The sequence below is a fragment of the Streptomyces flavidovirens DSM 40150 genome (genome assembly GCF_000429085.1).
GTDB classification, from domain to species: Bacteria; Actinomycetota; Actinomycetes; order Streptomycetales; family Streptomycetaceae; genus Streptomyces; species Streptomyces flavidovirens.
This window is the reverse complement of the sequence record NZ_AUBE01000027.1, coordinates 57,348-78,823: the sequence shown is the minus strand read 5'-3', so window position 1 is coordinate 78,823 and position 21,476 is coordinate 57,348. Positions and strand designations below refer to the sequence as shown.

Here is a 21,476-nt window from a genome sequence, read left to right as displayed (position 1 = left end):
TCCGCGAATGGGCGGACGACGTCATCGGCCTCGGTCCAGGACCGCAGGCGCGGCCTGCACGTCACCCCACTGCAGCCGATCGTCTCGGTTTGCGCATCCGCCCAGGTCACACTCTGACCAAAAGACGTCGACGACCCCGCGCAGAGCCGCACAGTCATCCGCTGGCAGCCGACCTGGATACCGCTGACGCTGCAGCGGGCGACGAGGGAACATCAAGGCGACCCGTTCCCATAGATCATCAGGCAAAAGATCATCCGACACCTGCAGAACTCTGCCGCCCACCAGTCCAATCTCCGAATCTCATTCTGAGATGATCGATTAAGAAGGACCGACTGGACTGGCAGATGGGTGCCACTGCGCTGACACTACCGTCGTTTGGAGGCCTGGTCACGCTCCGATGGGAATCCGGAAGACCTGTCCAGGGTAGATGCGGTCGGGGTCGCTGATCTGGGCTGGATTGGCACGCACGATACGCCGGTAGAGTGATGCGTCGCCGTAGTGCGTCTCGGCGATGGCCGACAGCGTCTCTCCCCGCGCTACCATATGCTCGCGGTAGCCGATATAGCCTGGGACAATCCGGGGCCCGTAGATGACGGGGACGGTCACGACGTTGATCTCACTGCCGTCGCGCGGGCTGATCTCGAGCACCTGAACGAATAGTCGGTCGCGCTGAAAAGCTGCGCCACTTACGTTCACCTTGAGCTGGAACTGGCCGTGTTCGCCACTTCCCCCTCCGACCATGAAGTGTCCGCTCACTTCGTCGTGGCCCTCCCCGATCCGATAATTCAGGGTAGCCTCGAATCCAGTTCCGATACCTGCGATCAGAATGGGATTGCCGACCAGGTCAAGTAGTCGCGGCTGGTCGATGCGATTAGTCATAGAATCCCCCAAGCACCCAGGCATGGTGACATGCTGCCAGTTTCGACTGCTCCCCTGCAGTAGTCAAGAGCCACCGTGTGGATAGCGAAGGGCGAAAGCTAGTGCTCTGACCGGGAAGGATCGCCGGGTTGGCGATTGGAACGGTTGGATGGGCGGTGAGGTCCGTTCCGACCGCTGGAGGTGTGGTGGCTGAGCCTGTGCGGGTGCGCAGACTGACCGACCAGGAGGGGCAGAAGCTGAAGCAGATCGTGCGCCGGGGAAGTACAAGTTCGGTGCGCTATCGGCGGGCGATGATGCTGCTCGCGTCCGCCGGCGGGAACCGTGTCCCGGTGACTGCCCAGCTGGTCCAGGCCGACGAGGACACGGTGCGGGACGTGATCCACCGGTTCAACGCGATCGGCCTGGCCTGTCTGGACCCTCGATGGGCGGGAGGCCGTCCCCGCCTACTCACCTCTGACGACGAGGACTTCGTCGTCCAAACGGCCACCACCCGCCCCGCCAGCCCTTCACCCGCTGGTCGATCCGCAAACTCGCCGCCTACCTGCGCCGCGTGCACGGACGCATCATCCGCATCGGCCGCGAAGCCTTACGGTGCCTGCTCTTGCGCCGTGGTATCACCTTCCAGCGCACCAAGACCTGGAAGGAGTCGCCCGCCCCCGAGCGCGACGCCAAGCTCGACCGCATCGAGCACGTGCTGGAGCACTTCCCGGACCGAGTCTTCGCCTTCGACGAGTTCGGGCCCCTCGGGATCAGGCCGACCGGAGGCTCCTGCTGGGCGAAGCAGGGCAAGCCCAACCGTCTGCCGGCGACCTAACGCCGCACCCACGGCGTGACCTACTTCCACGGCTGCTGCTCCGTCGCCAACCGGCGACTCTTCAGGTCAGCCGCACTTGTGGAGCACCCTATGACCATCGCGCCGTCCCCCGTCCCGATTCCCTGCACCGCGATCGACCAGAGCCGGCTCTACGACCTCTACACGACCGTGCCGACCGCCGCCCAGTACGAGGAGACGCTGCGGTTGGAGGAGCGCTGGATCAACCCGCTCGCCGAGGGCTACCGCCGGACTGCCCCCGCAGTTCGCCTCGCACACGGAGCTGCTGCGGGAGCTGTCGGCATTGTCGGAGGCCGTCATTCCGGGTGATGGTGGACGAACCGGGCTGCGGCAACGACGACATGGCCACTCGGAGCTCTACCGCGAGCTGCTGCGGGAGCTGGAGATGCCCACGGACGTAGAGGCGTACCGCGAGGGCTACAGCCCGTAGAGCCACGCGTACGTCAACATGTTCCACTGGCTTGCCTCCCGCGCCCCCTCCCCGGAGTACTTCCTCGGCGGGTACGCCTACTTCGAGGCCAGCGTGCTGTACGGGTTCCGCAGCTTCGCCCAGGCGGCCCGGCGGCTCGGGCTCACCTCCGGGAAGTACTACACGGAGCACCTCTACTGACCAGGGCCATCGTCGCCGACGCGACCGAGACCGCGATCTGGCCCGGAAGGCGGGTTCCGCATGAGCGCGCCCACTGCTGCCCCCGAGCCGGACGGCTCCCCTTCCGTCCGGCAGGTGAGCGAGGGCCTCGTCCTGATGGCGATGGGGGGCCGGCGGCTGCTGGTCTCGGCCACCTGCCCCCACCGGCAGGGGCGGCTGCTCTTCGATCACCTCGACGAAGGCAGGATGCAGATCCGTTGCCCGCTGCACCACTCGTCCTTCGCCTTGGAGGACGGCCGCCGCGTGGCCGGGTCCGGCCTGTGCTGCGCTGCGGATCGTCACGGAGCTCGAAGCCGGCGAGCCGCGGCCATCCCAGGACGGGCTGCGACTGCTGGAGCGGAGCCCCGGTGCCGACGCCGAGTGAGGCCCCGGCCCCCACCCGCCGGCCGGTGGGGGTTCGGCCCGCATGCCCCGGCCGGCCGGAGGCCGGTCAGCCCGTCGGAGCCCGCCCTCCGCGGCCAGCTCCTTGGCGAGTGCCTCACGGAGTTCCGTGTAGGTCGGGGCGAGCCGCCGCAAGCCCGCCTCGAGGGCGGCATCGTCCTCCATGATCAGCGGGAGCTGCAGGGCCCCGAGGATCCGGGCCTGCCGGGTCAGCACCTCGGCCGGCCGGCGTATCCCAGCCCCGCCGGGCAGACGGCCGCGTCGGACAACCGCCGCGCCCCGGCCCGTACGGAGAACCTCGCCATCACGCCCCGGACGTCTTCATCGAGCCCCTGGGCCACCAGATCGGCGAGCCGCTCCAGCCCGGCTCCGACCGCCGAGCGACTCGGGGTACATGCCGGTGACCCCGCTCTCGCACGCCTCCAGCAGCCGCACGGCACCCGGCAGCGAGACGCGCAGCGCCTGCGCCGCGGTGGTGTCGCGGGTCCGGGTGAACCGGGACCCCAGGACGAACGGCCGTTCCACGTAGTCGATTTCCTCGGCACGCCATGCCGTCAGGAAGCCGGACATCGGCAGCGTCGCCCACGGGTGGCCGTGCTGATCGTGGAAGACGACAGTGTCCGCGTCGACCTCCACGACCAGAACGTAGTGGTCAGCGCCGGCCGCAGTGCCCCAGCCAGGCTCCTGCCACAGCAGGCCCATCTCCAACGGTCCTACCAGGACGGGCCCTTAGCCACCGTTCCCCGAAGCCGGGCCTCCGCGTCGGCGGCCGAGTCGCCGTCACTGGGCAGGCAGTCGAAGCCGAGCAGGTCGAACGATCAGGCTCCGGCCGTACACCACGGCCCTGCCCAAGCCGCTCGTCCCCATCGGCGACCAGCACGCGCTCCTGGAGATCGTGATGCGCCAGCCGGCCGCGTCAGGATTCCGCAAGGTCACCCTCGCCATCGGGCACCTGGGCCCATCATCCGCGCCTACGTCGGCGACGGCACCCAGTGGGGGCTGGACGTCGAGTACGGGGTCGAGGAGAGTCCGCTCGGCACTCTCGGCCCCCTCATGATGATGAAGGACCGGCTTCCGGAGCACTTCCTCGTCATGAACGGCGACATCCTGACCTCACTGGACTACCGGGCGGTCCTGACGACCCACCGCGCCGGGAACGCACCGCTGACCGTCGCCACCCACCCGCGCCGGCTCAGCATCGACTTCGGGGTGCTGACGACCACCGACGGCCAGGTCACGGAGTTCCGGGAGAAGCCGAAGCCGGCCTACCAGGTGTCGATGGGGGTCTACGGGCTCAGCCGGGCGACCCTCGACCCGTACACCCCCGGCCTCCGCTCGGTTTCGACGAGCTGGTCCTCGACCTCCTGGAGAGCGGCACGCCCCCGACGTCGTACGAGTTCGACGGCTACTGGATGGACATCGGCCGCCCCGAGGAGTACGACCGGGCCAACACCGAGTTCCCGGCCTACCGGGACATGCTGCTGGGCAACTGAGCCACGCGCGCTCCGCGCTGGACGGCTCCACACGCGGACTGCGGCCTTCCGGCCCGGCCACGCCGCCCCTTTCCCACACGACAGGGGTGGAGCGCCGGGCCCCTCGGCCGCCGGCCGTCCTCACCCGTGCCCGGCAGGCCTCGCAGACCACGGCGGCATCGCCTGCCCCGGCGCCGGCACCAGGCAGGACGTGATCCTCTCGGGTGCACGGCGAGAGGCTGCTGACCCCCGCCCCGCTGCCGCGTCCGGGCCGATGCCCAGCCCAAGAAGGGCCGTTGGCACGACGGCTGCCCCAAACCGTTGTGAGCCCGGCGCGGTTTCACTGCCGCGCCGGGTCCTCCCACGGGCCGATGCTGCGGGAGCGTACGGGCTCGACGAAGCGGGGCGGTACGGTGTCGGGGTGGTCGGGGCCCCAGTTGAGCGCCTCCCCTCGCATGATCACGTGCGCGTTGTCCGTGTACCAGTCGACGAGGTCGCTGTCGGAGCGGACGAGCCAGGTGCAGCCCTTCTCGGCATCGGCGGTGAAGTCGCCGTGGCGGATCAGCGGGGGACGCCAGAAGTAGGTGCCGGGCCACATCCGGCCGTAGTTGTAGTCGAAGGCACCGTCCAGGCAGTAGGCCTCCTCGCTGCACGGGTGGTGGGCCAGCGGCTCCTCGCGCCACCCCGGCTTGGCCTTGATGAGGCGGGTGTAGAAGCCCGTCTTCTCGTCGCGGTGCAGCAGCTTGATGAAGAGGCCTGGCACCGGTGTGCCACCGAGGTCGAAGCGCATGGGGCTGCCGTCCTTGACGTCGATCCACGGCATCTCGGAGGTCTGGAGGACGATGAGCTTCTGATCCTCGCGCACGTCCGGCCGGTCGCCGTCGGCGAGGTCGAAGCGCCAGTTGCCGTACTCCCGGAAGAGGAGTATCTCCGTTCCGTCGGCGACCCGGATGGGCGGTGTGAGGACGCCGGCGGGCGCGGTCCAGTAGCCCTCGGGGCCGAGGGTCGTGTCGCCGATGGTGACCTCGCCCGACAGGACGTACCACTCCGTGTCCGCGTGATGGACACCGGCGGGTCGCGACCACTCGGTGGTGAAGCGGACCTTGAGCGAGGCCGAACCGTCCTCCTCGTCGTAACTGAGGTTGAGCTGTTCCGCCGTGCCCGTCGCGCGCTCGAACTCGGCCGGGTGCCAGATCAGATCGCGCTCGTCGACGAGCTCCACGTGTGGACGCATGGGTCCTCCTCCTTGGGGTTTCCGATGCACAACGTATCGCTTACTCATATGCGGTGCAACGTGTATCGTCAATGCCCATGACGCGACCCGGCCGGCCCGCGGGGCCCACCGACGACACCACGACGACCGTACTCGCCGCCGCCCTGGAGCTGCTGCTCATCGAGGGAGCCGCCGCGCTCACGCCGCAGCGCCTGCACACCGTGACGGGGGTCTCTCGCTCGACCGTCTACCGGCATTGGCCGACTCCGTACGCCGTGTTGGCGGCCCTCATCGACGTCGCCCCGCTGCCTGACCAGGAGTCGACGGGCGACGTCGCCGCCGATCTGCACACCGAGGTCGACCTGCTGTGCAACCGACTGCGCGACAAGCCCGTCGGGGGGTTCCTCCAAGCCCTCATCGCCGCGGCGTCCCTCGACCCGGCCACGGCGGAGCTGCGGCGCCGGTACGTCGGGGATCTGCTGGCCCCGTTCCACTCCGCGCTGCGCGCCGCCGGGATCGGCCGGCGGGACCGCGAGGACGCCGTGGCGGCCATCGCGTCGCCGCTGCTCGTGGACGCTCTGCTCCTCGACCGGCCCGCCGGGCGGACCAGGGCGCACCGGACGGTGGACGAGGTGCTCGCCAAGCTGGAGTTGGAGCCGGAGCCGGAGCCGGAGCTGGAGCCGGAGCGGGTGCGCGCATGACCAACGCCGTCGGCCCGCGCGCCGTCTTCGGAGTCGTCGTCCCGAGCACCAACACCGTCGTCGAGCACGACTACTGGACCGCGGGCGTCCGCGGCGTCGCGTACCGCGCGGGTTCGATGTACATCCCCGATCCGGTGATGGGCGACGACCGCGGCTTCGAGGCGCTGCTCGGCCAGATCAGGGCGTCCATCGACACCGCGGTACGGGATGTCCTGACCGCCGAGCCCGACCGTATGGTCATGGGGATGTCCGCCGAGACGTTCTGGGGCGGCGTCGAGGGCAACGCGGCGTTCGAGCGGCGCTTGCGCGACCGTACGGGGCTGCCCGTGACGACGGGTGCGAGTTCCTGCCGGGCGGCCCTCCGGGAGCTGGGCTGCCGCCGGATCGCGGCCTTCTCGCCCTACCAGCCGGTGGCCGACCGGGAGGTGGGCCGCTTCTTCACCGAGGCCGGGTTCGACGTCACCGCCGTGACGGGCCTGCGCTGCCCGACCGCGATGGACATCGCCCGGGTCCCGGACGAGCGGCTGCGGCAGGTGGTGGGCGAGCTGGACGGGCCGGACGTCGACGCGATCGTGCAGGTCGGCACCAACCTGTCGTTCGTGGCGCTCGCCGACGCGCTCGAAGCCGAACTGGGCAAGCCGGTGATCGCCATCAACAGCGCGACGCTGTGGCACGCGCTGCGCGAGCACGGCATCGACGACCGAGTCGCCGGTGCCGGCCTGCTGCTGCGTGAGCACTGACGCCCCCTTCAGGTCAGCAGCGCCGGATGTACTTGCCCGACGGCTCGCCTACCACGACGCCGTCGCGGTAGGCGACGCGGCCGCCGACGATGGTGGTGACCGGCCAGCCGCGCAGCTCCACTCCCTCGAAGGGGCAGTGGTCCTGGCCGGACAGCAGGAGGTCCGCGGACACGGTCTGCCGCTTGTCGAGCTCGGCCACGGCGATGTCCGCGTCGGCGCCCACCATCAGGGAGCCCTTGCGGGTCAGGCCGTACGCGCGTGCGGGGTTGGCGGACACCAGCTCGGCCACCCGGTGCAGCGGCAGGCCGCGGCGGTGGTGGCCTTCGGAGAGCAGCACCGGGTACAGCAGCGCGGTGCCGCCGAAGCCGGGCAGGGCGGGCCACAGTTCGTCGCCCTTGTGTTCCTCCATGCAGCAGGCGTGGTCGGAGGCGATCCAGTCGATGTCGCCGTCGAGCACCCCGGCCCACAGCGCCTTGTTGTCGTGCCGGGTGCGCAGGGGCGGGTTCACCTTGGCCCCGAGGCCGGCGCCCGTCGCGTCGAGCGAGACGTGGTCCAGGCACAGGTGGTGGAGGGTGACCTCGGTGCGTACGTCGAGGCCGGGGTGGGTGCGCCGGGCGGTGCGCGCCGCGTCCAGCGCGTCGGCGCCGGAGAGGTGGAGCAGGTTGACCGGGCAGCGGGCCTCCTGGGCCAGCGTGACGGCCTCGCCGATGGCGACGCGCTCGGTGAGTGGCGGGCGGCCCTGGTGGTACGCGGCGAGGGTCTGCGGATCGCCGTTCTTGCGTACGCGGTCGATGAACAGCCGCATGAGTTCGGACTGTTCGCAGTGGAGCGAGAGGGAGACTCGGCTCCGCCCGGGGTCGGCGGCGGCTGACGCGACGCCTTCCATCAGCTCGAAGAGGTGCCCGAGGTCGTACTCCTGGCCGTCGTCCGCCATCCGGAAGGACTTGGCGTCGCGGGAGCTGGAGGCGAGGTTGAAGCCTTTGTAGAACATGTAGTACTTGAACGAGGTGACGCCGTGCTCGGCTATCAGGCGCGGGATCTCACCGATCTGGTCGGTGGTCATCGGGGCGAGGTGGAAGCCGTAGTCGGTGAACGCCCGGCCGGCCACGGCCCGCAGCACCTCCGGGAAGATGTCCTCGTAGCGTCCCGAGCGGTTGAGGTAGTGCTCTCCGGTACGGAAGTACGACAGGACGGTGGTGGCGCCGCCGACGAGTGAGGACCGGGTCTCCTCGTAGGCGTCGAGCGCGAGGTCGCGGTAGATGCCCAGGTGGTAGTGCGCGTCGACGGCGCCCGGCAGGACGACACGGCCGGTGGCGTCGAGGACCTCGTCGGCGTCGTCGGTGGACAGGTCGTGGCCCAGGGCGGCGATGCGGCCGTCCTTGACGGCGAGATCCGCGCGCATCTCGCCCACATGGGGCTGGACGAGTGTGCCGTTCGTGATGAGCAGGTCGTAGCGTGCCATGCCTCTGCTTACACCTCGGTTTCCATCAATGGAACGGCGTTCCCCTGTCGGGGCCGGGACGGCACATGCTAACTTCGGCAATCCTGTTCCACAACGAGGAACAGCATTTCACCTGACGAAACCGGAGGTGAAACCTATGTCCGAAGGACCTCTGCGCGGCGTCTCCGTACTCGACTGCGCGACGCTCTTCGCCGGACCCCTGGCGGCGACGATCCTGGGTGACTTCGGGGCGGACGTCGTCAAGGTCGAGCACCCGCGCAAGCACGATCCCGCGCGCACGCACGGCCCAGCAAAGGACGGCATCGGCCTGTGGTGGAAGTCGCTGGCCCGCAACAAGCACACGGTGACCATCGACTTCGGCAGGCCGTCCGGGGCGGCCCTGCTGCGTCGGCTGGCCGCGCGGGCGGACGTCCTGATCGAGAACTTCCGCCCCGGCACGCTCGAACGGTGGGGTCTGGGGCCGGACGTCCTGCACGAGGTCAACCCCCGGCTCGTCGTCGCCCGGGTGACCGGCTTCGGCCAGTTCGGTCCGTACGCCGGGCGCCCCGGGTTCGGCACCCTCGCCGAGTCGATGAGCGGCTTCGCCGCCGTCACCGGCGAACCCGACGGCCCTCCGACCCTGCCGCCCTTCGGCCTGGCCGACGGCGTCGCGGCGCTCACCCTGGCCGGTGCCGTACAGACGGCGCTGTACCACCGCGACGTGCACGGCGGTCCCGGCCAGGTCGTCGATCTGGCCATCATCGAACCGCTGCTGACGCTGCTCGGCCCGCAGCCCATGGCGTACGACCAGCTCGGCATCGTGCCGGAACGCACCGGCAACCGGTCGGTGAACAACGCGCCGCGCAACACCTACCGCACGCGGGACGGCAGGTGGGTGGCGGTCAGCACCTCCGCGCAGTCGGTCGCCGAGCGCGTGCTGACCCTGGTCGGTCACCCCGAGGTGACCACCGAGCCGTGGTTCGCCACCGGTTCCGGCCGCGCCGCTCACGCCGATCTCCTCGACCGGTACGTGGGCGACTGGATCGCGGAGCGCGACCTCACGGAGGTCGTCGACGCGTTCGACAAGGCCCACGCCGCGGTGGCTCCCGTCCATGACATCCGCGACGTCTTCGCCGACCCGCAGTACCGGGCACTGGACTCGCTCACCACCGTCGAGGACGACGAGCTGGGACCCGTACGCATGCAGAACGTCCTGTTCCGCCTGTCCCACTCCCCCGGTGCCATCCGGTGGACGGGACGCGGCCCCGGGGCCGACAACGACGCGATCTTCTCCGGCCGGCTGGGCCTCGACGCCGACGAGCTGGCCGCACTGCGCGAGGAAGGTGCCATTTGAGCAGCGAGACGAGGACGACCGGCGCCGCCCTGTGGCAACTGGCCGCACGGGGTGAGGTGTTCGACCTGGCCCACCCCATGCGCCGCGGCATGCCGCAGTCCCCCAACCACCCTCCGTACCGGATGCTCCTGGAGCGGCGGCACGGCGACATGGTGCGGGCGGACGGCGGCTCGGCGGCCAACGAACTCATCGTCACGGGCGGCCATGTGGGCACCCACGTCGACGCACTCGCCCATGTCTCCCAGGACGGGTACGTGAACGGCGGCGTGCCCGCCGGGGACGTACAGGGCCACGACGGCTTCAGCGCCCTGGGCATCGAGGAGTTCCCCCCGTACGTCGGTCGCGGCGTCCTCCTCGACATCGCACGGCTGCACGGGGTGGCGACCCTCCCCGCCGGGCACGAGGTGACGGCCGGCGAACTCGCCGCCGCCGAACACGAAGGCGCCCCCGTCCGCCCCGGTGACGCCGTGCTCGTCGCCACCGGCTGGTCGCGGCTCTGGCACGACCCCGACACCTTCGTGGGCACGACCGGCGGCGCTCCGGGGCCGGGCGTCGAAGCGGCGCGCTGGCTGGCCGACCGGGGCGTGCGGGTGGTCGGCGGCGAGACGATCGCGTTCGAGCACATCCCGCCCGGCAAGGGCCACGCCACGCTCCCGGTCCACCGCATCCTGCTGGTGGAGGCGGGCATCCACATCGTCGAGACCATACGCCTGTACGGACTGGCCGACGCGGGCGCCGCCGAGTTCCTCCTCGTGCTCGCCCCACTCCCGCTGGTCGGCGCCACCGGTGCGCCGGCCCGCCCTCTGGCGGTGGTGGAGCGTGGCTGACGAGACGGGGACAGGAGGTGTTCCGTACGCCCACCGGCTCGCCGCCTTCGCCACCGCGGCCCGGGACGAGCCGCTGCCACCGCCGGTCACGGCCGATGTCATCGGCCGGATCCTGGACACCGTCGGCAACTGCCTCGCCGCGCTCGGGGAGGACGACGGCGCCGGGGCGCAGGCCGCCGTCGGGCGCGTCGCGCGGCGGGCCGGTGGCGCGCCCGAAGCCTCGGTGATCGGCTCGGAGGAGCGGCTGCCCGCCGACCGGGCCGCTCTCGTCACCGGCACGCTCGCCCACGCGCTGGACTTCGACGACACGCATCTGCCGTCTGTGCTGCACCCCTCGGCGTCCGTGGTGCCCGCGGCCCTCGCCGCGGGTGAGGCGGCAGGCGCGTCGGGTCGCGAGCTGATCGCGGCCGTGGCCGCCGGCGGTGAGGTCTGCGTACGCCTCGGACTCGCCTCGTACGACGCGACCCTGCGCAACTCGGTGTTCTTCGAGAAGGGCCTGCACGCCACGTCGATCTGCGGGACCGTGGGCGCCGCCGTCGCCGCCGGGCTGCTCTACGGCCTCGACGGCACCCGGCTCGCCGACGCCATCGGCATCGCCTGCTCCCTGGGCGGAGGGATCATCGAGGCGAACCGCACCGGCGGGACCGTCAAGCGCGTCCACTGCGGATGGGCCGCGCACGCCGGCGTGAGCGCCGCCCAGCTCGCCGCCGAGGGGATCACCGGGCCACCCACCGTATTGGAGGGGCGCTTCGGATTCTTCCGTGCCTACCTCGACGACGCCTGGCAGGCGGGTCCGTTCCTCGCCGGTCTGGACCGGATGGACGAGCCCGGCTCGTGGGAACTGCCGCGCACGGTGTTCAAGCCCTATCCCTCCAACCACTTCACCCACCCGGGGATCGACTGCGCGCTCGCCCTGCGGGCGGCCGGGCTGCACCCGGACGCGGTCGAGTCCGCCGAACTAGGCGTCGCGGCGGCTCCGTTGCGGACCATCGGCGCGCCGCGCGAGCTCAAGATCCGTCCCACGACGCCGTACCACGCGAAGTTCTCCGGCCCGTACACCGTCGCCTCCGCGCTGATCGGCGGCGGTGGGCTGGGCCTGCACCTCGACGACTTCTCGCCGGAGGCCTTCGCGGACCCCCGGCGGCTCGCACTGACGGAGAAGGTGAGCGTGGTCGTCGACGAGCGGTGCGACCAGGAGTTTCCCCGCTCCTTCGGCGCTGTGCTCCGGGTGCGCACGTACGACGGACGGCGCTGGGAGCACCGGGTGCGCTCCTCACGCGGCGGACCGGGGAACCCGCTCACGCTGGACGAGCTGGAGACGAAGTACCGGCTCAACGCGGCACGCGTACTGGCGGAGGAGGAGGCCGCGGCGCTGGCCTCCCGGATACGGGCGCTGCCCGGCCGCGGCGGCCTCCACGGACTGCTGCCCACACACGGCGGGCGGTTCCCCGAGGGCAGTTAGCAGGTGCGGGGGCTGGACGGTCGTACGGCTTCGCCCGCCGCGAGGATGCGGCGGGCGCCGCGTACGACCGCCTCGTCGATCATCCGGCCGTCGTCGGTGAGCACCGCCTGACCGGCCCGCACGGCCGCCTCGTACCGGTCCACGAGCCGCCTGGCGCGCTCCACGTCCTTGGGGTGGGGCGTGAAGACCTCGTGCACGACGGCCAGTTGAGCGGGATGGATGCAGGCGCGGGACCGGTAGCCGAGTCTGCGGAGCGCTTGCGTGGAGCGCCGCAGGGTGTCAACGTCGCGGTAGTCGGTGAAGACAGGGCCCACGGGTGGGCGGATGCCGGCGGCGGCGGACGCCAGCAGCACGTGGGTGCGCAGGGCCAGCAGTTCGCGCTCGTCCTCGCCCGGTTCCATGTCCAGCTCGGCGCACAAGTCGGCCTCGCCGAGCTGAAGTTGTACGACGCGGGGGGCCGCGGCGGCGATGGCAGGAGCCGCCAGCACCGCCGTGGCGTCCTCCAGGAGCGGCGAAACCGCGATCCGGCCCACGGCGATGCCGGCCTCGCGCTCACGTTTACCGAGCACGGCGTCCAGGGCGCGGACCTGCCCGGGCCCGGCGCACTTGGCCATGCACACGCCGTCCAGAGCCGGGGCGGCGACCGCTCGGGCGTCGGCGTGGCCGGCCGCGCCCGGGTTGATCCGCACCCAGAGGGAGCAAGGCCCGCCGGGCCGCTGTGCGGCGACCCAGCGGGCGACCTGGTCACGGGCGGCTTCCTTCGCGGTCGCGGGCACGGCGTCCTCGAGGTCGACGATGACGGCATCGGCACCACGGGTGAGGGCCTTACCGAGGAGCGAGGGCCGGTCGCCCGGGACGTAGAGCCATGAGCGCGGGGTCACGGGGACTCCATCCGTTCTCGGGCGTTGCTCGGCGGACGAGTGCCGGCAACCGTAGCCACGTCCAGTTCCGGGGGTCAAGCCGAATTCCTACTCTCGTTTCGCCAGTGGATCCAACGTTTCCCGTGCGAGGCCTTGACAGTGAGGCGCGACGCGGGCTGTATAGGGCCGAATGGACAACAGCGTTTCCTGTGCTGGAACACCTTTCGTGTCCCCTCCCGCTCCGGGAAGGAGCCCCTGTGACAGCCACGCCGCCATCGCGTCGTACGCCGCGGGGCGGCCCGGTGATGCGGCCCATCCGGTCCGGGCACGCCGTGGACGCGCTCACCGGTGCCGCCACCGGACTCGCACCCGGCGCCCTGCTGGTGGGGGGTCCGCTGCTGGGCGGTGTGGTCGGGATGCCCGGCTCCGCCCTCCGTTACGTGCTGCTCTCGGCGGCGGTGCTCAGCGGCCTCACGGCCGCGGTGGCCGCCCGGTGGCCCCGCCGGGTGGTGTCCCTTTCGGCGGCGGCCGCCACCCGGTGCGCTGCGACCGCCTGCCTGCTGACCGCGGTTGCGGGATGGTGGCCCTCGGTGGTCGTGTTCTGCACTGCGGTTGTGGTGGCGGCTGTCATCGGAGCCCCCGCGCTGCCCCGGCACCGTGGTACGACGCCGTGGTACGCGGGAGCCCTCGCCGGTCTGGGCGCGGCGGGGGCGGTGACCGGAGCCCTCCCGGACCGGCCCGGCACGGCGCTCGCCGTGTGCGGCTGCGCCGGAGCCGCCCTGCTGATCCCGGCGGCGGTCGGCGGCGGGGGAAGGACGGCCGCCGGCACGGGCGCGGTCAGGGGCGTCACCCCCGGCACACGCGGACTGTCGGCATCGGTCGGTGCGGGTACCACGGCCGCCGTCTTCGCCACGCAGGACCTCCACGTCTTCCGGTGGGAGCTTGTGGGCGGCTCCCTCGCCCTGTCCACGGCGGTCGCGGGAGGAACGGCCTTGGGGTTCTTCACCGTCGGGGCGGCGGCCGCGTCCAGGAGGCGTGCTCCTTCGCCCGCGAGACCGCCACTGCTGCTGCTCGCTCTGGGAGCGGCGGTGACCGCCTGCGCGGTGGCGGCGAGCCCCTGGCAGCTCACCCTCGCGTTCGCGGGTGTGCTCGCGGTGGCGGCGGGATGTGCCCGCTCGCTGTACGCGGGCGCGGTGCATGCCGGGTGGGGGATGGTCGGTGCGGCGGGCGGGGCGGCGCTCTGGGAGTCGGCGGGACGACTGGTCACGGCAGGCGACGCCCTTGTCCTGGCTGCCCTGTGGCCGGTGGCTGCCGCCGTGGCGTGGACCGTACGCCAGGGGCGGTGGCCGGGCGCGGCACGGCACGTACGGCATGACAGGAAGGCATCCTCATGAGGCTTCTCGCGCCCGGCTGGTCGGGACGTGCGGCCCCGGCAGCCATGGCGGCATGCGCCGCCCTGCTCCTGTGCGGCGGCACCAGCGCCGCCGCGGAAGAGCCGGGGGCGGAGACGGCGACGGCGACGGCGCGGGTCTCCACGGCCGTTGGGCTGACCGAGGGTCAGAAGATCACCGTGACCGGTCAGGGCTTCCGGCCCGGCCTCCCCTCGGTCGCCGTCGGCCTCTGCCGAAAGGGTTACGCGGGCATCAAGGACTGTGACCTGGGCGGCGGCGCCACGCTGGTCAACATCGACGGCTCCGGCCGGCTGCCCACGATCACGCTCACCGTGCGGGCCAGATTCGCCGGTGTCGACTGCCGGACCGCCGCCTGCGTGGTCGGTATATCCCCGCTGCCCTCCGCCGCCCCCGCCGCGCTGCGCACCTCCAACACCGTCGACATTCCCGTGGGTTTCCGGGGCGGCACCGTGCCGGGCGAGCCTTCGGGCACGGGCAGCGCCGTCACCGCCCCAGGTCCGACTCGTGCGCCGGACGCGCGCTGGGGCGGACCGTCGACCGCGCTGTGGGCGGCGTCCACCGGCGTGACCGTGCTCTGCGCCGCCTCGGCCCTCTTCCTCCCGTTCCCGCGACGCGATCGATCCGCCACCCCCCACCACCCAGGAGGTACACGATGACAGCCCTACCGCTCTCCCGCTCCACCGCCGCCCTCGCGGCGGCAACGGCCCTCGCGCTCACGGCTCTTGCCGCTCCCGCCGCCGCGGCGGCGCCCTCTCTGACCGTGAGCAGGTCGACCGGTCTGGTGCCCGGTGACAAGGTCACCGTTTCCGCGAAAGGGCTCAGCCCGAACCAGCCGTTCGTTCCGCTCGGGCTCTGCAAACCGAACCCGGCCGGACCGACGGACTGCGCGACCGCACCCGAGTCCTCGGTCATCGGGAAGACCGACGCGTCCGGCGTCTGGCACAGCGCGTCGTCCAACGGCACCACCGCCAGGATCACCGTCAAGGCGAAGGTGGGCGGCGTCGACTGCACCGCGAAGGCGGGGGCGTGTGTCATCGCCGTATCCATCACGGCGACCAGGGAGCTGGCCCAGGCACCACTGACGGTCGGCGCGGGCGGCGCCACCACCTCCGGCGGCATCGACAGTCTCCCGAAAACCGGTCCCAGCGACGGGATACCCGTGGCGCTGCTCGGCGGCGGCACCCTGCTCGTACTGGGTGCCTCGGTGATGTTCCTCATGCGCCGGCGCCGGAACGGCACGGAGTGACACCGGGCCGGGCGCCGGCTCAGCGAACCGGCGCCCGGCCCCCGTCCCGTTCGCTGAGGCACGCCTGGTACGTGGCCGCGTGGACGGTACGGGCCAGCCGGGCGCCCCATACCGAGCGGGGGCCCATGAAGGTCTCCTCCGCCTGGCCGTCGCGCGCGACGGGCGCCGCGACGCCCACCGCGTCGATCGGCGTGCCGGACGCGTCGAAACCGGCGTCGAGCAGCGCCTGCACCTTGGCCTCCGTGGCCGTCGCGACCGCGTTGACGTACGCGGCCGGGCTCAGGGGCACGGGAAGCGCGGCGACGATGTTGATGGTCCCGGCGGGCGGCGGTCCGGCCGTGGCGGGGCCGGGGGCGGCGGCCCACCCGTGCACGCCGACTCCGGCGGTGACGAGCGCTTCCGCACCTTCCTCCGTCGCATGTCGGAAGTCCCGTACCGAGGCGGCGGTCATCAGCCCGACGCCCGGCCCGCGCAGGCCGGCTTCCGCGGCCATGGTGGTCAGGTGGTGATCGGCGTCCATCCTGCGGTAGCCGCCCCGCACCTGGGCGTTGACCACCCAGTGCCGCTCGCCCCAGCCACCGCCCAGGACGGCGGAGGACAGCATGCGCCACCCCGGCCCGGGCGCCCACACCAGAAGGGGCCACACCGCCCCCTCCTCCACGTGCTCCACGATGCGGGCGTCGAAGAGCGAGGGGGTGTGGTGGGATGGGGGGCAAGGGCGGCTGGGATCACCGAGGAATCCTAACGGGGATACAGGGCCCTTCCTGCGGCCGCACCCCGGAGCGCCGTCATGCGACAGAAGTCCCGTCACCGACAGTCATCTGCGCTTGCTCGAACAGAACTCCCGGGTCGACCCTGGAGAGGTACACGGGCTTCCTCGGAAGCGAGGCGCACATGTTGGACATTCCCGGCTTCACAGGGCGGGTCATCACGCCCGGCGACGAGGTGTACGACGAGGCGCGCCGGGTCTGGAACGGCGCCGTCGACCGCCATCCGGGTGTCATCGCCCAGTGCACCGGGGCCGCGGACGTTCTTGCCGCGCTCCGTTGTGCCCGCGAGGCCGGACTGCTCGTGGCCGTCCGGGGCGGTGGGCACAACGTGGCGGGGACCGCGGTCTGCGACGACGGGTTGGTCATCGACCTGTCGCCGATGCGGGCCCTCCATGTCGACCCCGGCCGCCGTACCGCACGCGTCGAGGGCGGCGCGCTCTGGGGCGACGTCGATCAGGTCACCCAGGGCTTCGGTCTGGCGACCCCCGGGGGGATCGTGTCGCATACCGGGGTGGCGGGGCTGACCCTGGGCGGCGGCATCGGCTGGCTCATGCGCAAGCACGGGCTGACCGCCGACAACCTGACCGCCGCCGACGTCGTCACCGCCGACGGACAGCTGCGCCGGGCGAGCGACGAGGACGACCCCGACCTGTTGTGGGCACTACGCGGCGGCGGGGGCAACTACGGGGTGGTCACCTCCTTCACCTTCCGCCTCCACCCCGTAGGACCCCAGGTACTGGCCGGGCCGGTCCTGTGGCCGATGGAGGACACCGCCGACGTTCTGCGCCACTACCGCGACGTCGTGGCCGGATCCGCCCCGCCTGAGCTCACCACGATCGTGAACCTTCGCAAGGCGCCACCCCTGCCGGCCATCCCCGCCGAGCTGCACAAACGTCCGGTCTGCGCCGTCCAGGCGTGTTGGGCGGGCGACCTCGACGCCGGCGAGCGGGCGCTGCGCGCCCTGCGTTCGTACGGCCGTCCCCTGCTCGACCTGGTCGCGCCGCGCCCGTACACCGCCTGGCAGTCCATGTTCAACTCCGCCGTGCCGCACGGCTGGCATTACTACTGGAAGTCCACCAACCTTGCACGGCTCGAGGACGCGGCCATCGACGTGCTCGCCGAACACTCGCTGCGCGTGGCCTCGCCCCGCTCGTACACGCTGCTCTTCCACCTCGGCGGCGCGATCGCCGACATCGGCGAGGACGACACCGCCTACGCACACCGCCGCGCCGCGCACAACCTCAATATCAACGGTGTATGGCAGCCCGGTGAACCGATCGGCGACCAGGAAAGAGCCTGGACCAGGGACTTCTTCACCGCCATCGAGCCGCACCGGTCCGGGGCGTACGTCAACTTCCTCGGCGAAGAGGGCGCCGACCGGGTCCGCCAGGCGTACGGCGAGCGCACTTACACGCGCCTCAGGCAGCTGAAGGCCCGCTATGACCCTGAGAACGTCTTCCGCTTCAACCAGAACATCCCGCCCGCGGCATAAGAGCCCCTTATAACAGCCCCTTTTGAACCTCCAGCTGCACTGCCGGACAGTCGGAGACCTCGACGGCGCCCAGGGCGCGTACTCGGACAAGGGCCTACCTCGGCGATTCCCCCGGACTCACTCCTCCGAGCGCGGCGCACGCTTCGTCGAGGCCCACGGCATCGGCGTACTTGGCGTCGAGGTCGAAGAGGTTCGCCTCGTGCGGCGCGGGGTCGCGGTCGGCGACGGCTTCGCGTACGACGAGGGGCCGGAAACCGTGCTGGAGGGCGTCGAGCGCGGTGGCGCGGACGCATCCGCTGGTGGAGAACCCTCCGATGACGACGGTGTCCACGCCGTACGACGTCAGCCTGTCGTGCAGTCCGGTGCGGAAGAAGGCGCTCGGGTAGTGCTTGTACACCGTGTCGTCGCCGGGGAGGGGCGGGCACACCGCGGTGAAGCGGGCGTGCGGGCTTTTCGCGCGGAAGGCGTCGAGCCCGGGAACCTTGCGGTGGAAGTGCGGGACATGGAAGGCCGGTTCGCGGTCGTAGCGCACGGCGGTGAAGACCACCGGCAGGCCGGCCTCCCGGGCGGTGCGGGCGAGGCGTTCCATGGCGGCGAGGGCATCGGCCGCCGTCCGCAGGAAGAGTGCGGAGTCGGGGTCGGCGTAGGCATGTACCGGATCGACCAGCAGGACGGCGGGCCGCTCTCCCCAGCCGATACGTCGGCCGAATCCGGCGGTCCGGTAGTCCTCGTCCAGACCACCGGCCGCGTCCGGACCACCGGCCGAGTCCGGAGCGCCGGATGCCGCGTCCAGGCCGCCGGACGCCGCCTCCACGTCAGATCACCCCCTCGGCGGCGAGCTTCTCGCGCCGCTCCTCGCTCAGGCCGAGCAGCCGCCCGTAGATCTCGTCGTTGTGCTCGCCGAGGGCCGGGCCGGCCCAGCGGACGGATCCGGGTGTGGCGGACAGCCGGGGTACGACGTTCTGCATGGAAATCTCGCCGAAGTCGGGGTGCGGTACGCGCACGATGGCCCGGCGCGCGGCGAAGTGCGGGTCGGTGAACATGTCGGCGGCGGTGTACGTCTTGCCGGCCGGGACCCCTGCCCGGTGCAGGGCCTCGAGCAGGTCCTCGGACCGCTGCTGTGCGGTCCAGGCGGTGATGAGGTCGTCGAGTTCGCGCTGGTGCGCGCCGCGCGCCGTGTGGGTGGCGTAGTGGGGATTGTCGGTGAGGTCTTCGCGGCCCATCACCTCGGTGAGGCGCCGGAAGACGGTGTCCTGGTTGGCCGCGATGAGGACGGTGGCGCCGTCGGCGGTCGGATAGGCGTTGCTGGGTGCCACGTTGGGGAGGACTGCTCCGGTGCGTTCGCGCTGGTAGCCGCCGATCTCCCATTCGGGCAGCAGGGACTCCATGTAGGCGAGGACGGCTTCGTACAGCGCGGAGTCGACGACCTGGCCCGTGCCGGTGCGTTCCCGGGCGTGCAGCGCCATGACGGCACCGTACGCGGCCATGGTGCCGGCGAGTGCGTCGCCGAGGGAGATGCCGGTACGGGACGGGGGCCGGTCGGGCTCGCCGGTGATGTGCCGGATGCCGCCCATGGCTTCGCCGATGGAGCCGAAGCCGGCGCGGGACGCGTACGGTCCGCTCTGCCCGTAGCCGGTGACGCGGACGACGATGAGGCGGGGATTGAGGGCGGCGAGCTCCTGGTGGCCGAGGCCCCAGCGTTCCAGGGTGCCGGGGCGGAAGTTCTCGACCAGGACGTCGGCCCGGGAGGCGAGTTCGCGGGCGAGGGCCTGGCCGTCGGGGTGGCGCAGGTTGCAGGTGACGGACTTCTTGTTGCGGGCGACGACGGGCCACCACAGCGATTTTCCGTAGGGGCGTTCACGCCCCCACTCGCGCATGGGGTCGCCGCGGCCGGGATCTTCCAGCTTGATGACCTCGGCACCGTGGTCACCGAGGAGTTGGCCGCAGAAGGGGCCGGCGAGCAGAGTGCCGGTCTCCAGGACACGGATGTCGGACAGAGGTCCAGTCATGTCCATGAGTGTAGTTTTGGGAAACACCGTTTCGCTAGAGGAATCGACGGGGCAGAATGCGGCGCATGGAGAACTCATCGGTGGACGTGCCCGCCCGCTCCGTCGGCGTGGTGGAGGTCGCACCCCGCGACGGCCTGCAGAACGAAAGCGCCACCCTCGCCCCCGAGATGCGTGCGGAGCTGGTACGCCGCGCCGTGGCGGCCGGCGCGCGGCGGATCGAGGCGGTGGCCTTCGTCCGCCCGGACCGCGTGCCGCAGATGGCGGGGGCCGAGGAGGTCATGGCGCTCCTGCCCCGTCCGGACGGGGTGCGTTACAGCGGTCTCGTGCTCAACAGGCGGGGGCTCGCGCGGGCGGTGGACGCAGGCGTGTACGAGGTCAACTGCGTGGTGGTGGCCACGGATTCCTTCTGCCGCCGCAACCAGGGAGTGGACACCGAGGAGGCCCTCGGCGCGTGGGCGGACATCGCGAAGGCCGCGCACACGGCCGTCGTCTCCCCGACGCTGACGATCGCGGCCGCGTTCGGCTGTCCCTTCGAGGGCGAGGTGCCCGAGGAACGCGTCGTGGAGATCGCGCACCGTGGTGCCGCGACCGGGGCCGCGGAGATCGTCCTCGCGGACACGATCGGCGTCGCCGCGCCGGACGCGGTGACCCGGTTGCTGCACGCGGTCCGGGAGGCCGCGCCCGGTGTTCCGCTGCGCTGCCACTTCCACAACACACGCAACACCGGGTACGCGAACGCCGTGGCGGCCGTCGCCGCGGGAGCCGCGTGGCTCGACGCGTCCCTGGGCGGGTTCGGCGGCTGCCCCTTCGCCCCGGCGGCGACCGGCAACATCGCGACGGAGGACCTGGTCTATCTGCTGGAGCGGATGGGGACACGAACGGGGATCGATCTGGAGGCCGCCTCTGCCACGGGCACGTGGCTGGGCGCGCTGCTCGGGCGCGGGGCGCCCGCACTCCTGGGACGCGCGGGCGGTTTCCCCACCATCGCCGGCGCCGGCGGCGACGACGACGACGACGAGGCGTGAGGGAGGAACACCATGGGCGCGCATCCGCACGGCTGGTGGATCCTGCTCCACCTCGTCCTGTTCGTCTTCTGGCTCGGTGGCGACCTGGGGGTCTACGTCTCCAGCCGCTATGTCCTGCGCGCGGAGCTGCCGTTCGCGGCCCGCGCCACCGCCCTGCGCATCATGGGGATCCTCGACCTCGGTCCGAAGATCTGCCTGGTGCTGTTCCTGCCCAGCGGCGTGACCCTCATGGCGCTGGAGCCGCACGGCGCCGAATCGCTGCTCAACGGGTGGACGGTGGCGGCTGCCTGGGCGGGAGCCGCCTGCTGGCTGTGGCTGACGGTCGCGGATCACCACCATCCGGGCCGGCGCCCCTGGGTGCGGCGCGCCGACTGGACCGCCCGGATCGCCGTGACGGCGGCGCTGCTGGGCGTGGCGGCGTACACGCTGAGCGTCCCCGAGCCCTTCGGGGTGGACACCGAGCCGCGCTGGCTCGGGGCGAAGGTCGCGCTGTACGCCGCCGCCATCGCGTGCGGGCTCGGCATCCGGCTGACCCTGCGGCCGTTCGGCCCGGCCTTTGCGGCCCTCGGTGCGGGGGGCTCGACGCCGGGGACGGAACGGGCGCTGCGGCGGGCGGTGGACGGCTGCGTCCCGTACGTGGTGACCATCTGGGGCTGCGTACTGGGCGCGGCGGTGCTGGGCGTGCTGAAGCCGGGGGCGAACCTGTGAGGG

Annotated in this window: 21 protein-coding genes and 3 pseudogenes; 16 read left to right on the top strand and 8 right to left on the bottom strand. The window is 71.8% G+C overall.

Annotation, left to right across the window (positions count from 1 at the left end; translation table 11 throughout):
- Positions 1–387: 387 nt before the first annotated feature.
- Entirely contained in the window at positions 388–879 is a 492-nt protein-coding gene (locus G412_RS0126925) for a Gmad2 immunoglobulin-like domain-containing protein (RefSeq protein WP_028814789.1), read from the bottom strand.
- A gap of 185 nt (positions 880–1,064) precedes the next feature.
- Here G412_RS0126925 and G412_RS36135 point away from each other — a divergent pair.
- The 4 genes and pseudogenes from G412_RS36135 to G412_RS41655 all read left to right on the top strand — a co-directional run.
- Positions 1,065–1,756 (top strand): annotated as a pseudogene (locus G412_RS36135) (helix-turn-helix domain-containing protein); the annotation flags it as partial.
- A gap of 27 nt (positions 1,757–1,783) precedes the next feature.
- Positions 1,784–2,020, top strand: a complete 237-nt coding sequence (locus tag G412_RS38515) for a hypothetical protein (RefSeq protein ID WP_078607413.1) — start codon at positions 1,784–1,786, stop codon at positions 2,018–2,020.
- A gap of 139 nt (positions 2,021–2,159) precedes the next feature.
- A complete protein-coding gene (locus G412_RS39830) occupies positions 2,160–2,321 on the top strand; it encodes a heme oxygenase-like domain-containing protein (RefSeq protein ID WP_157839168.1) in 162 nt (53 codons plus the stop codon).
- Positions 2,322–2,381: 60 nt separating this feature from the next.
- Positions 2,382–2,540, top strand: a pseudogene (locus G412_RS41655) (Rieske (2Fe-2S) protein); the annotation flags it as partial.
- A gap of 522 nt (positions 2,541–3,062) precedes the next feature.
- Here the strand turns inward: G412_RS41655 and G412_RS37385 are convergent.
- Positions 3,063–3,377: a hypothetical protein gene (locus G412_RS37385; RefSeq protein ID WP_157839167.1), complete on the bottom strand. Its 315-nt coding sequence runs from the start codon at positions 3,375–3,377 to the stop codon at positions 3,063–3,065.
- 181 nt (positions 3,378–3,558) lie between these two features.
- Between G412_RS37385 and G412_RS38510 the strand changes: the two are divergent.
- A pseudogene (locus tag G412_RS38510) lies at positions 3,559–4,234 on the top strand (sugar phosphate nucleotidyltransferase).
- Positions 4,235–4,553: 319 nt separating this feature from the next.
- Here the strand turns inward: G412_RS38510 and G412_RS0126895 are convergent.
- Positions 4,554–5,447 (bottom strand): DUF4437 domain-containing protein, encoded by an 894-nt coding sequence (locus G412_RS0126895; protein ID WP_028814787.1) that lies wholly within the window; start codon positions 5,445–5,447, stop codon positions 4,554–4,556.
- A 77-nt stretch (positions 5,448–5,524) separates the two neighbouring features.
- On the opposite strand from G412_RS0126895, the gene G412_RS37380 reads away from it, so the two are divergent.
- A complete protein-coding gene (locus G412_RS37380; RefSeq protein ID WP_051338634.1) occupies positions 5,525–6,127 on the top strand; it encodes a TetR-like C-terminal domain-containing protein in 603 nt (200 codons plus the stop codon).
- Positions 6,124–6,867 (top strand): maleate cis-trans isomerase family protein, encoded by a 744-nt coding sequence (locus tag G412_RS0126885; RefSeq protein ID WP_028814786.1) that lies wholly within the window; start codon positions 6,124–6,126, stop codon positions 6,865–6,867. The genes G412_RS37380 and G412_RS0126885 overlap by 4 nt, the downstream gene beginning before the upstream one ends.
- 13 nt (positions 6,868–6,880) lie before the next feature.
- Here G412_RS0126885 and G412_RS0126880 read toward each other — a convergent pair whose 3' ends face one another.
- The gene (locus G412_RS0126880; protein ID WP_028814785.1) at positions 6,881–8,329 is read right to left on the bottom strand and encodes a dihydroorotase; all 1,449 of its coding nucleotides are present in this window, start codon (positions 8,327–8,329) and stop codon (positions 6,881–6,883) included.
- A gap of 136 nt (positions 8,330–8,465) precedes the next feature.
- On the opposite strand from G412_RS0126880, the gene G412_RS0126875 reads away from it, so the two are divergent.
- Genes G412_RS0126875 through G412_RS36115 form a run of 3 tightly spaced genes read left to right on the top strand, consistent with a single transcriptional unit; the run spans position 8,466 to position 11,951 of the window.
- A complete protein-coding gene (locus tag G412_RS0126875) occupies positions 8,466–9,662 on the top strand; it encodes a CaiB/BaiF CoA transferase family protein (protein ID WP_028814784.1) in 1,197 nt (398 codons plus the stop codon).
- Positions 9,659–10,489, top strand: coding sequence for a cyclase family protein (locus G412_RS0126870; protein WP_051338629.1), 831 nt, complete (start codon positions 9,659–9,661; stop codon positions 10,487–10,489). Before G412_RS0126875 ends, G412_RS0126870 begins: the two co-directional genes overlap by 4 nt.
- Positions 10,482–11,951, top strand: coding sequence for an MmgE/PrpD family protein (locus G412_RS36115; protein ID WP_078607411.1), 1,470 nt, complete (start codon positions 10,482–10,484; stop codon positions 11,949–11,951). Before G412_RS0126870 ends, G412_RS36115 begins: the two co-directional genes overlap by 8 nt.
- On the opposite strand, the gene G412_RS0126860 is transcribed toward G412_RS36115, so the two are convergent.
- On the bottom strand, positions 11,948–12,832 hold the full coding sequence (locus G412_RS0126860; RefSeq protein WP_028814782.1) for an HpcH/HpaI aldolase/citrate lyase family protein: 885 nt from the start codon (positions 12,830–12,832) through the stop codon (positions 11,948–11,950). The two genes, G412_RS36115 and G412_RS0126860, sit on opposite strands and share 4 nt — an antisense overlap.
- 236 nt (positions 12,833–13,068) lie before the next feature.
- On the opposite strand from G412_RS0126860, the gene G412_RS0126855 reads away from it, so the two are divergent.
- Genes G412_RS0126855 through G412_RS37375 form a run of 3 tightly spaced genes read left to right on the top strand, consistent with a single transcriptional unit; the run spans position 13,069 to position 15,469 of the window.
- Complete coding sequence (locus tag G412_RS0126855; protein ID WP_157839166.1) at positions 13,069–14,205, top strand: hypothetical protein; 1,137 nt, start codon at positions 13,069–13,071, stop codon at positions 14,203–14,205.
- Entirely contained in the window at positions 14,202–14,879 is a 678-nt protein-coding gene (locus G412_RS0126850) for a neocarzinostatin apoprotein domain-containing protein (protein ID WP_028814780.1), read from the top strand. Before G412_RS0126855 ends, G412_RS0126850 begins: the two co-directional genes overlap by 4 nt.
- On the top strand, positions 14,876–15,469 hold the full coding sequence (locus G412_RS37375) for a neocarzinostatin apoprotein domain-containing protein (RefSeq protein WP_051338628.1): 594 nt from the start codon (positions 14,876–14,878) through the stop codon (positions 15,467–15,469). Before G412_RS0126850 ends, G412_RS37375 begins: the two co-directional genes overlap by 4 nt.
- Before the next feature lie 19 nt (positions 15,470–15,488).
- On the opposite strand, the gene G412_RS36105 is transcribed toward G412_RS37375, so the two are convergent.
- Positions 15,489–16,115 carry an adenosylcobinamide amidohydrolase gene (locus G412_RS36105; RefSeq protein ID WP_425274515.1) on the bottom strand — a complete coding sequence of 209 codons (627 nt, stop codon included), beginning with the start codon at positions 16,113–16,115 and terminating at the stop codon, positions 15,489–15,491.
- A gap of 248 nt (positions 16,116–16,363) precedes the next feature.
- On the opposite strand from G412_RS36105, the gene G412_RS0126835 reads away from it, so the two are divergent.
- On the top strand, positions 16,364–17,731 hold the full coding sequence (locus tag G412_RS0126835; RefSeq protein ID WP_037649971.1) for an FAD-binding oxidoreductase: 1,368 nt from the start codon (positions 16,364–16,366) through the stop codon (positions 17,729–17,731).
- 94 nt (positions 17,732–17,825) lie between these two features.
- Here the strand turns inward: G412_RS0126835 and G412_RS36100 are convergent, their stop codons facing one another.
- Both G412_RS36100 and G412_RS0126825 read right to left on the bottom strand, forming a co-directional pair.
- Positions 17,826–18,545 (bottom strand): isochorismatase family protein, encoded by a 720-nt coding sequence (locus tag G412_RS36100; RefSeq protein ID WP_208857937.1) that lies wholly within the window; start codon positions 18,543–18,545, stop codon positions 17,826–17,828.
- A gap of 1 nt (position 18,546) precedes the next feature.
- Positions 18,547–19,740, bottom strand: coding sequence for a CaiB/BaiF CoA transferase family protein (locus G412_RS0126825; protein ID WP_028814778.1), 1,194 nt, complete (start codon positions 19,738–19,740; stop codon positions 18,547–18,549).
- Positions 19,741–19,805: 65 nt separating this feature from the next.
- On the opposite strand from G412_RS0126825, the gene G412_RS36095 reads away from it, so the two are divergent.
- On the top strand, positions 19,806–20,765 hold the full coding sequence (locus G412_RS36095) for a hydroxymethylglutaryl-CoA lyase (RefSeq protein WP_051338632.1): 960 nt from the start codon (positions 19,806–19,808) through the stop codon (positions 20,763–20,765).
- A gap of 12 nt (positions 20,766–20,777) precedes the next feature.
- Positions 20,778–21,473: a hypothetical protein gene (locus G412_RS0126815; RefSeq protein ID WP_028814777.1), complete on the top strand. Its 696-nt coding sequence runs from the start codon at positions 20,778–20,780 to the stop codon at positions 21,471–21,473.
- The last annotated feature ends 3 nt before the right edge of the window (positions 21,474–21,476 follow it).

Excerpts from the sequence above, each read along its gene's own strand:
- G412_RS37375 (WP_051338628.1), top strand. The coding sequence starts at position 14,876 with ATGACAGCCCTACCGCTCTCCCGCTCCACCGCCGCCCTCGCGGCGGCA.
- G412_RS0126925 (WP_028814789.1), bottom strand. The coding sequence starts at position 879 with ATGACTAATCGCATCGACCAGCCGCGACTACTTGACCTGGTCGGCAAT.
- G412_RS0126815 (WP_028814777.1), top strand. The coding sequence starts at position 20,778 with ATGGGCGCGCATCCGCACGGCTGGTGGATCCTGCTCCACCTCGTCCTG.
- G412_RS0126835 (WP_037649971.1), top strand. The coding sequence starts at position 16,364 with ATGTTGGACATTCCCGGCTTCACAGGGCGGGTCATCACGCCCGGCGAC.
- G412_RS36095 (WP_051338632.1), top strand. The coding sequence starts at position 19,806 with ATGGAGAACTCATCGGTGGACGTGCCCGCCCGCTCCGTCGGCGTGGTG.
- G412_RS0126895 (WP_028814787.1), bottom strand. The coding sequence starts at position 5,447 with ATGCGTCCACACGTGGAGCTCGTCGACGAGCGCGATCTGATCTGGCAC.
- G412_RS37380 (WP_051338634.1), top strand. The coding sequence starts at position 5,525 with ATGACGCGACCCGGCCGGCCCGCGGGGCCCACCGACGACACCACGACG.
- G412_RS0126850 (WP_028814780.1), top strand. The coding sequence starts at position 14,202 with ATGAGGCTTCTCGCGCCCGGCTGGTCGGGACGTGCGGCCCCGGCAGCC.
- G412_RS39830 (WP_157839168.1), top strand. The coding sequence starts at position 2,160 with ATGTTCCACTGGCTTGCCTCCCGCGCCCCCTCCCCGGAGTACTTCCTC.
- G412_RS0126885 (WP_028814786.1), top strand. The coding sequence starts at position 6,124 with ATGACCAACGCCGTCGGCCCGCGCGCCGTCTTCGGAGTCGTCGTCCCG.
- G412_RS0126825 (WP_028814778.1), bottom strand. The coding sequence starts at position 19,740 with ATGACTGGACCTCTGTCCGACATCCGTGTCCTGGAGACCGGCACTCTG.
- G412_RS38515 (WP_078607413.1), top strand. The coding sequence starts at position 1,784 with ATGACCATCGCGCCGTCCCCCGTCCCGATTCCCTGCACCGCGATCGAC.
- G412_RS0126875 (WP_028814784.1), top strand. The coding sequence starts at position 8,466 with ATGTCCGAAGGACCTCTGCGCGGCGTCTCCGTACTCGACTGCGCGACG.
- G412_RS0126880 (WP_028814785.1), bottom strand. The coding sequence starts at position 8,329 with ATGGCACGCTACGACCTGCTCATCACGAACGGCACACTCGTCCAGCCC.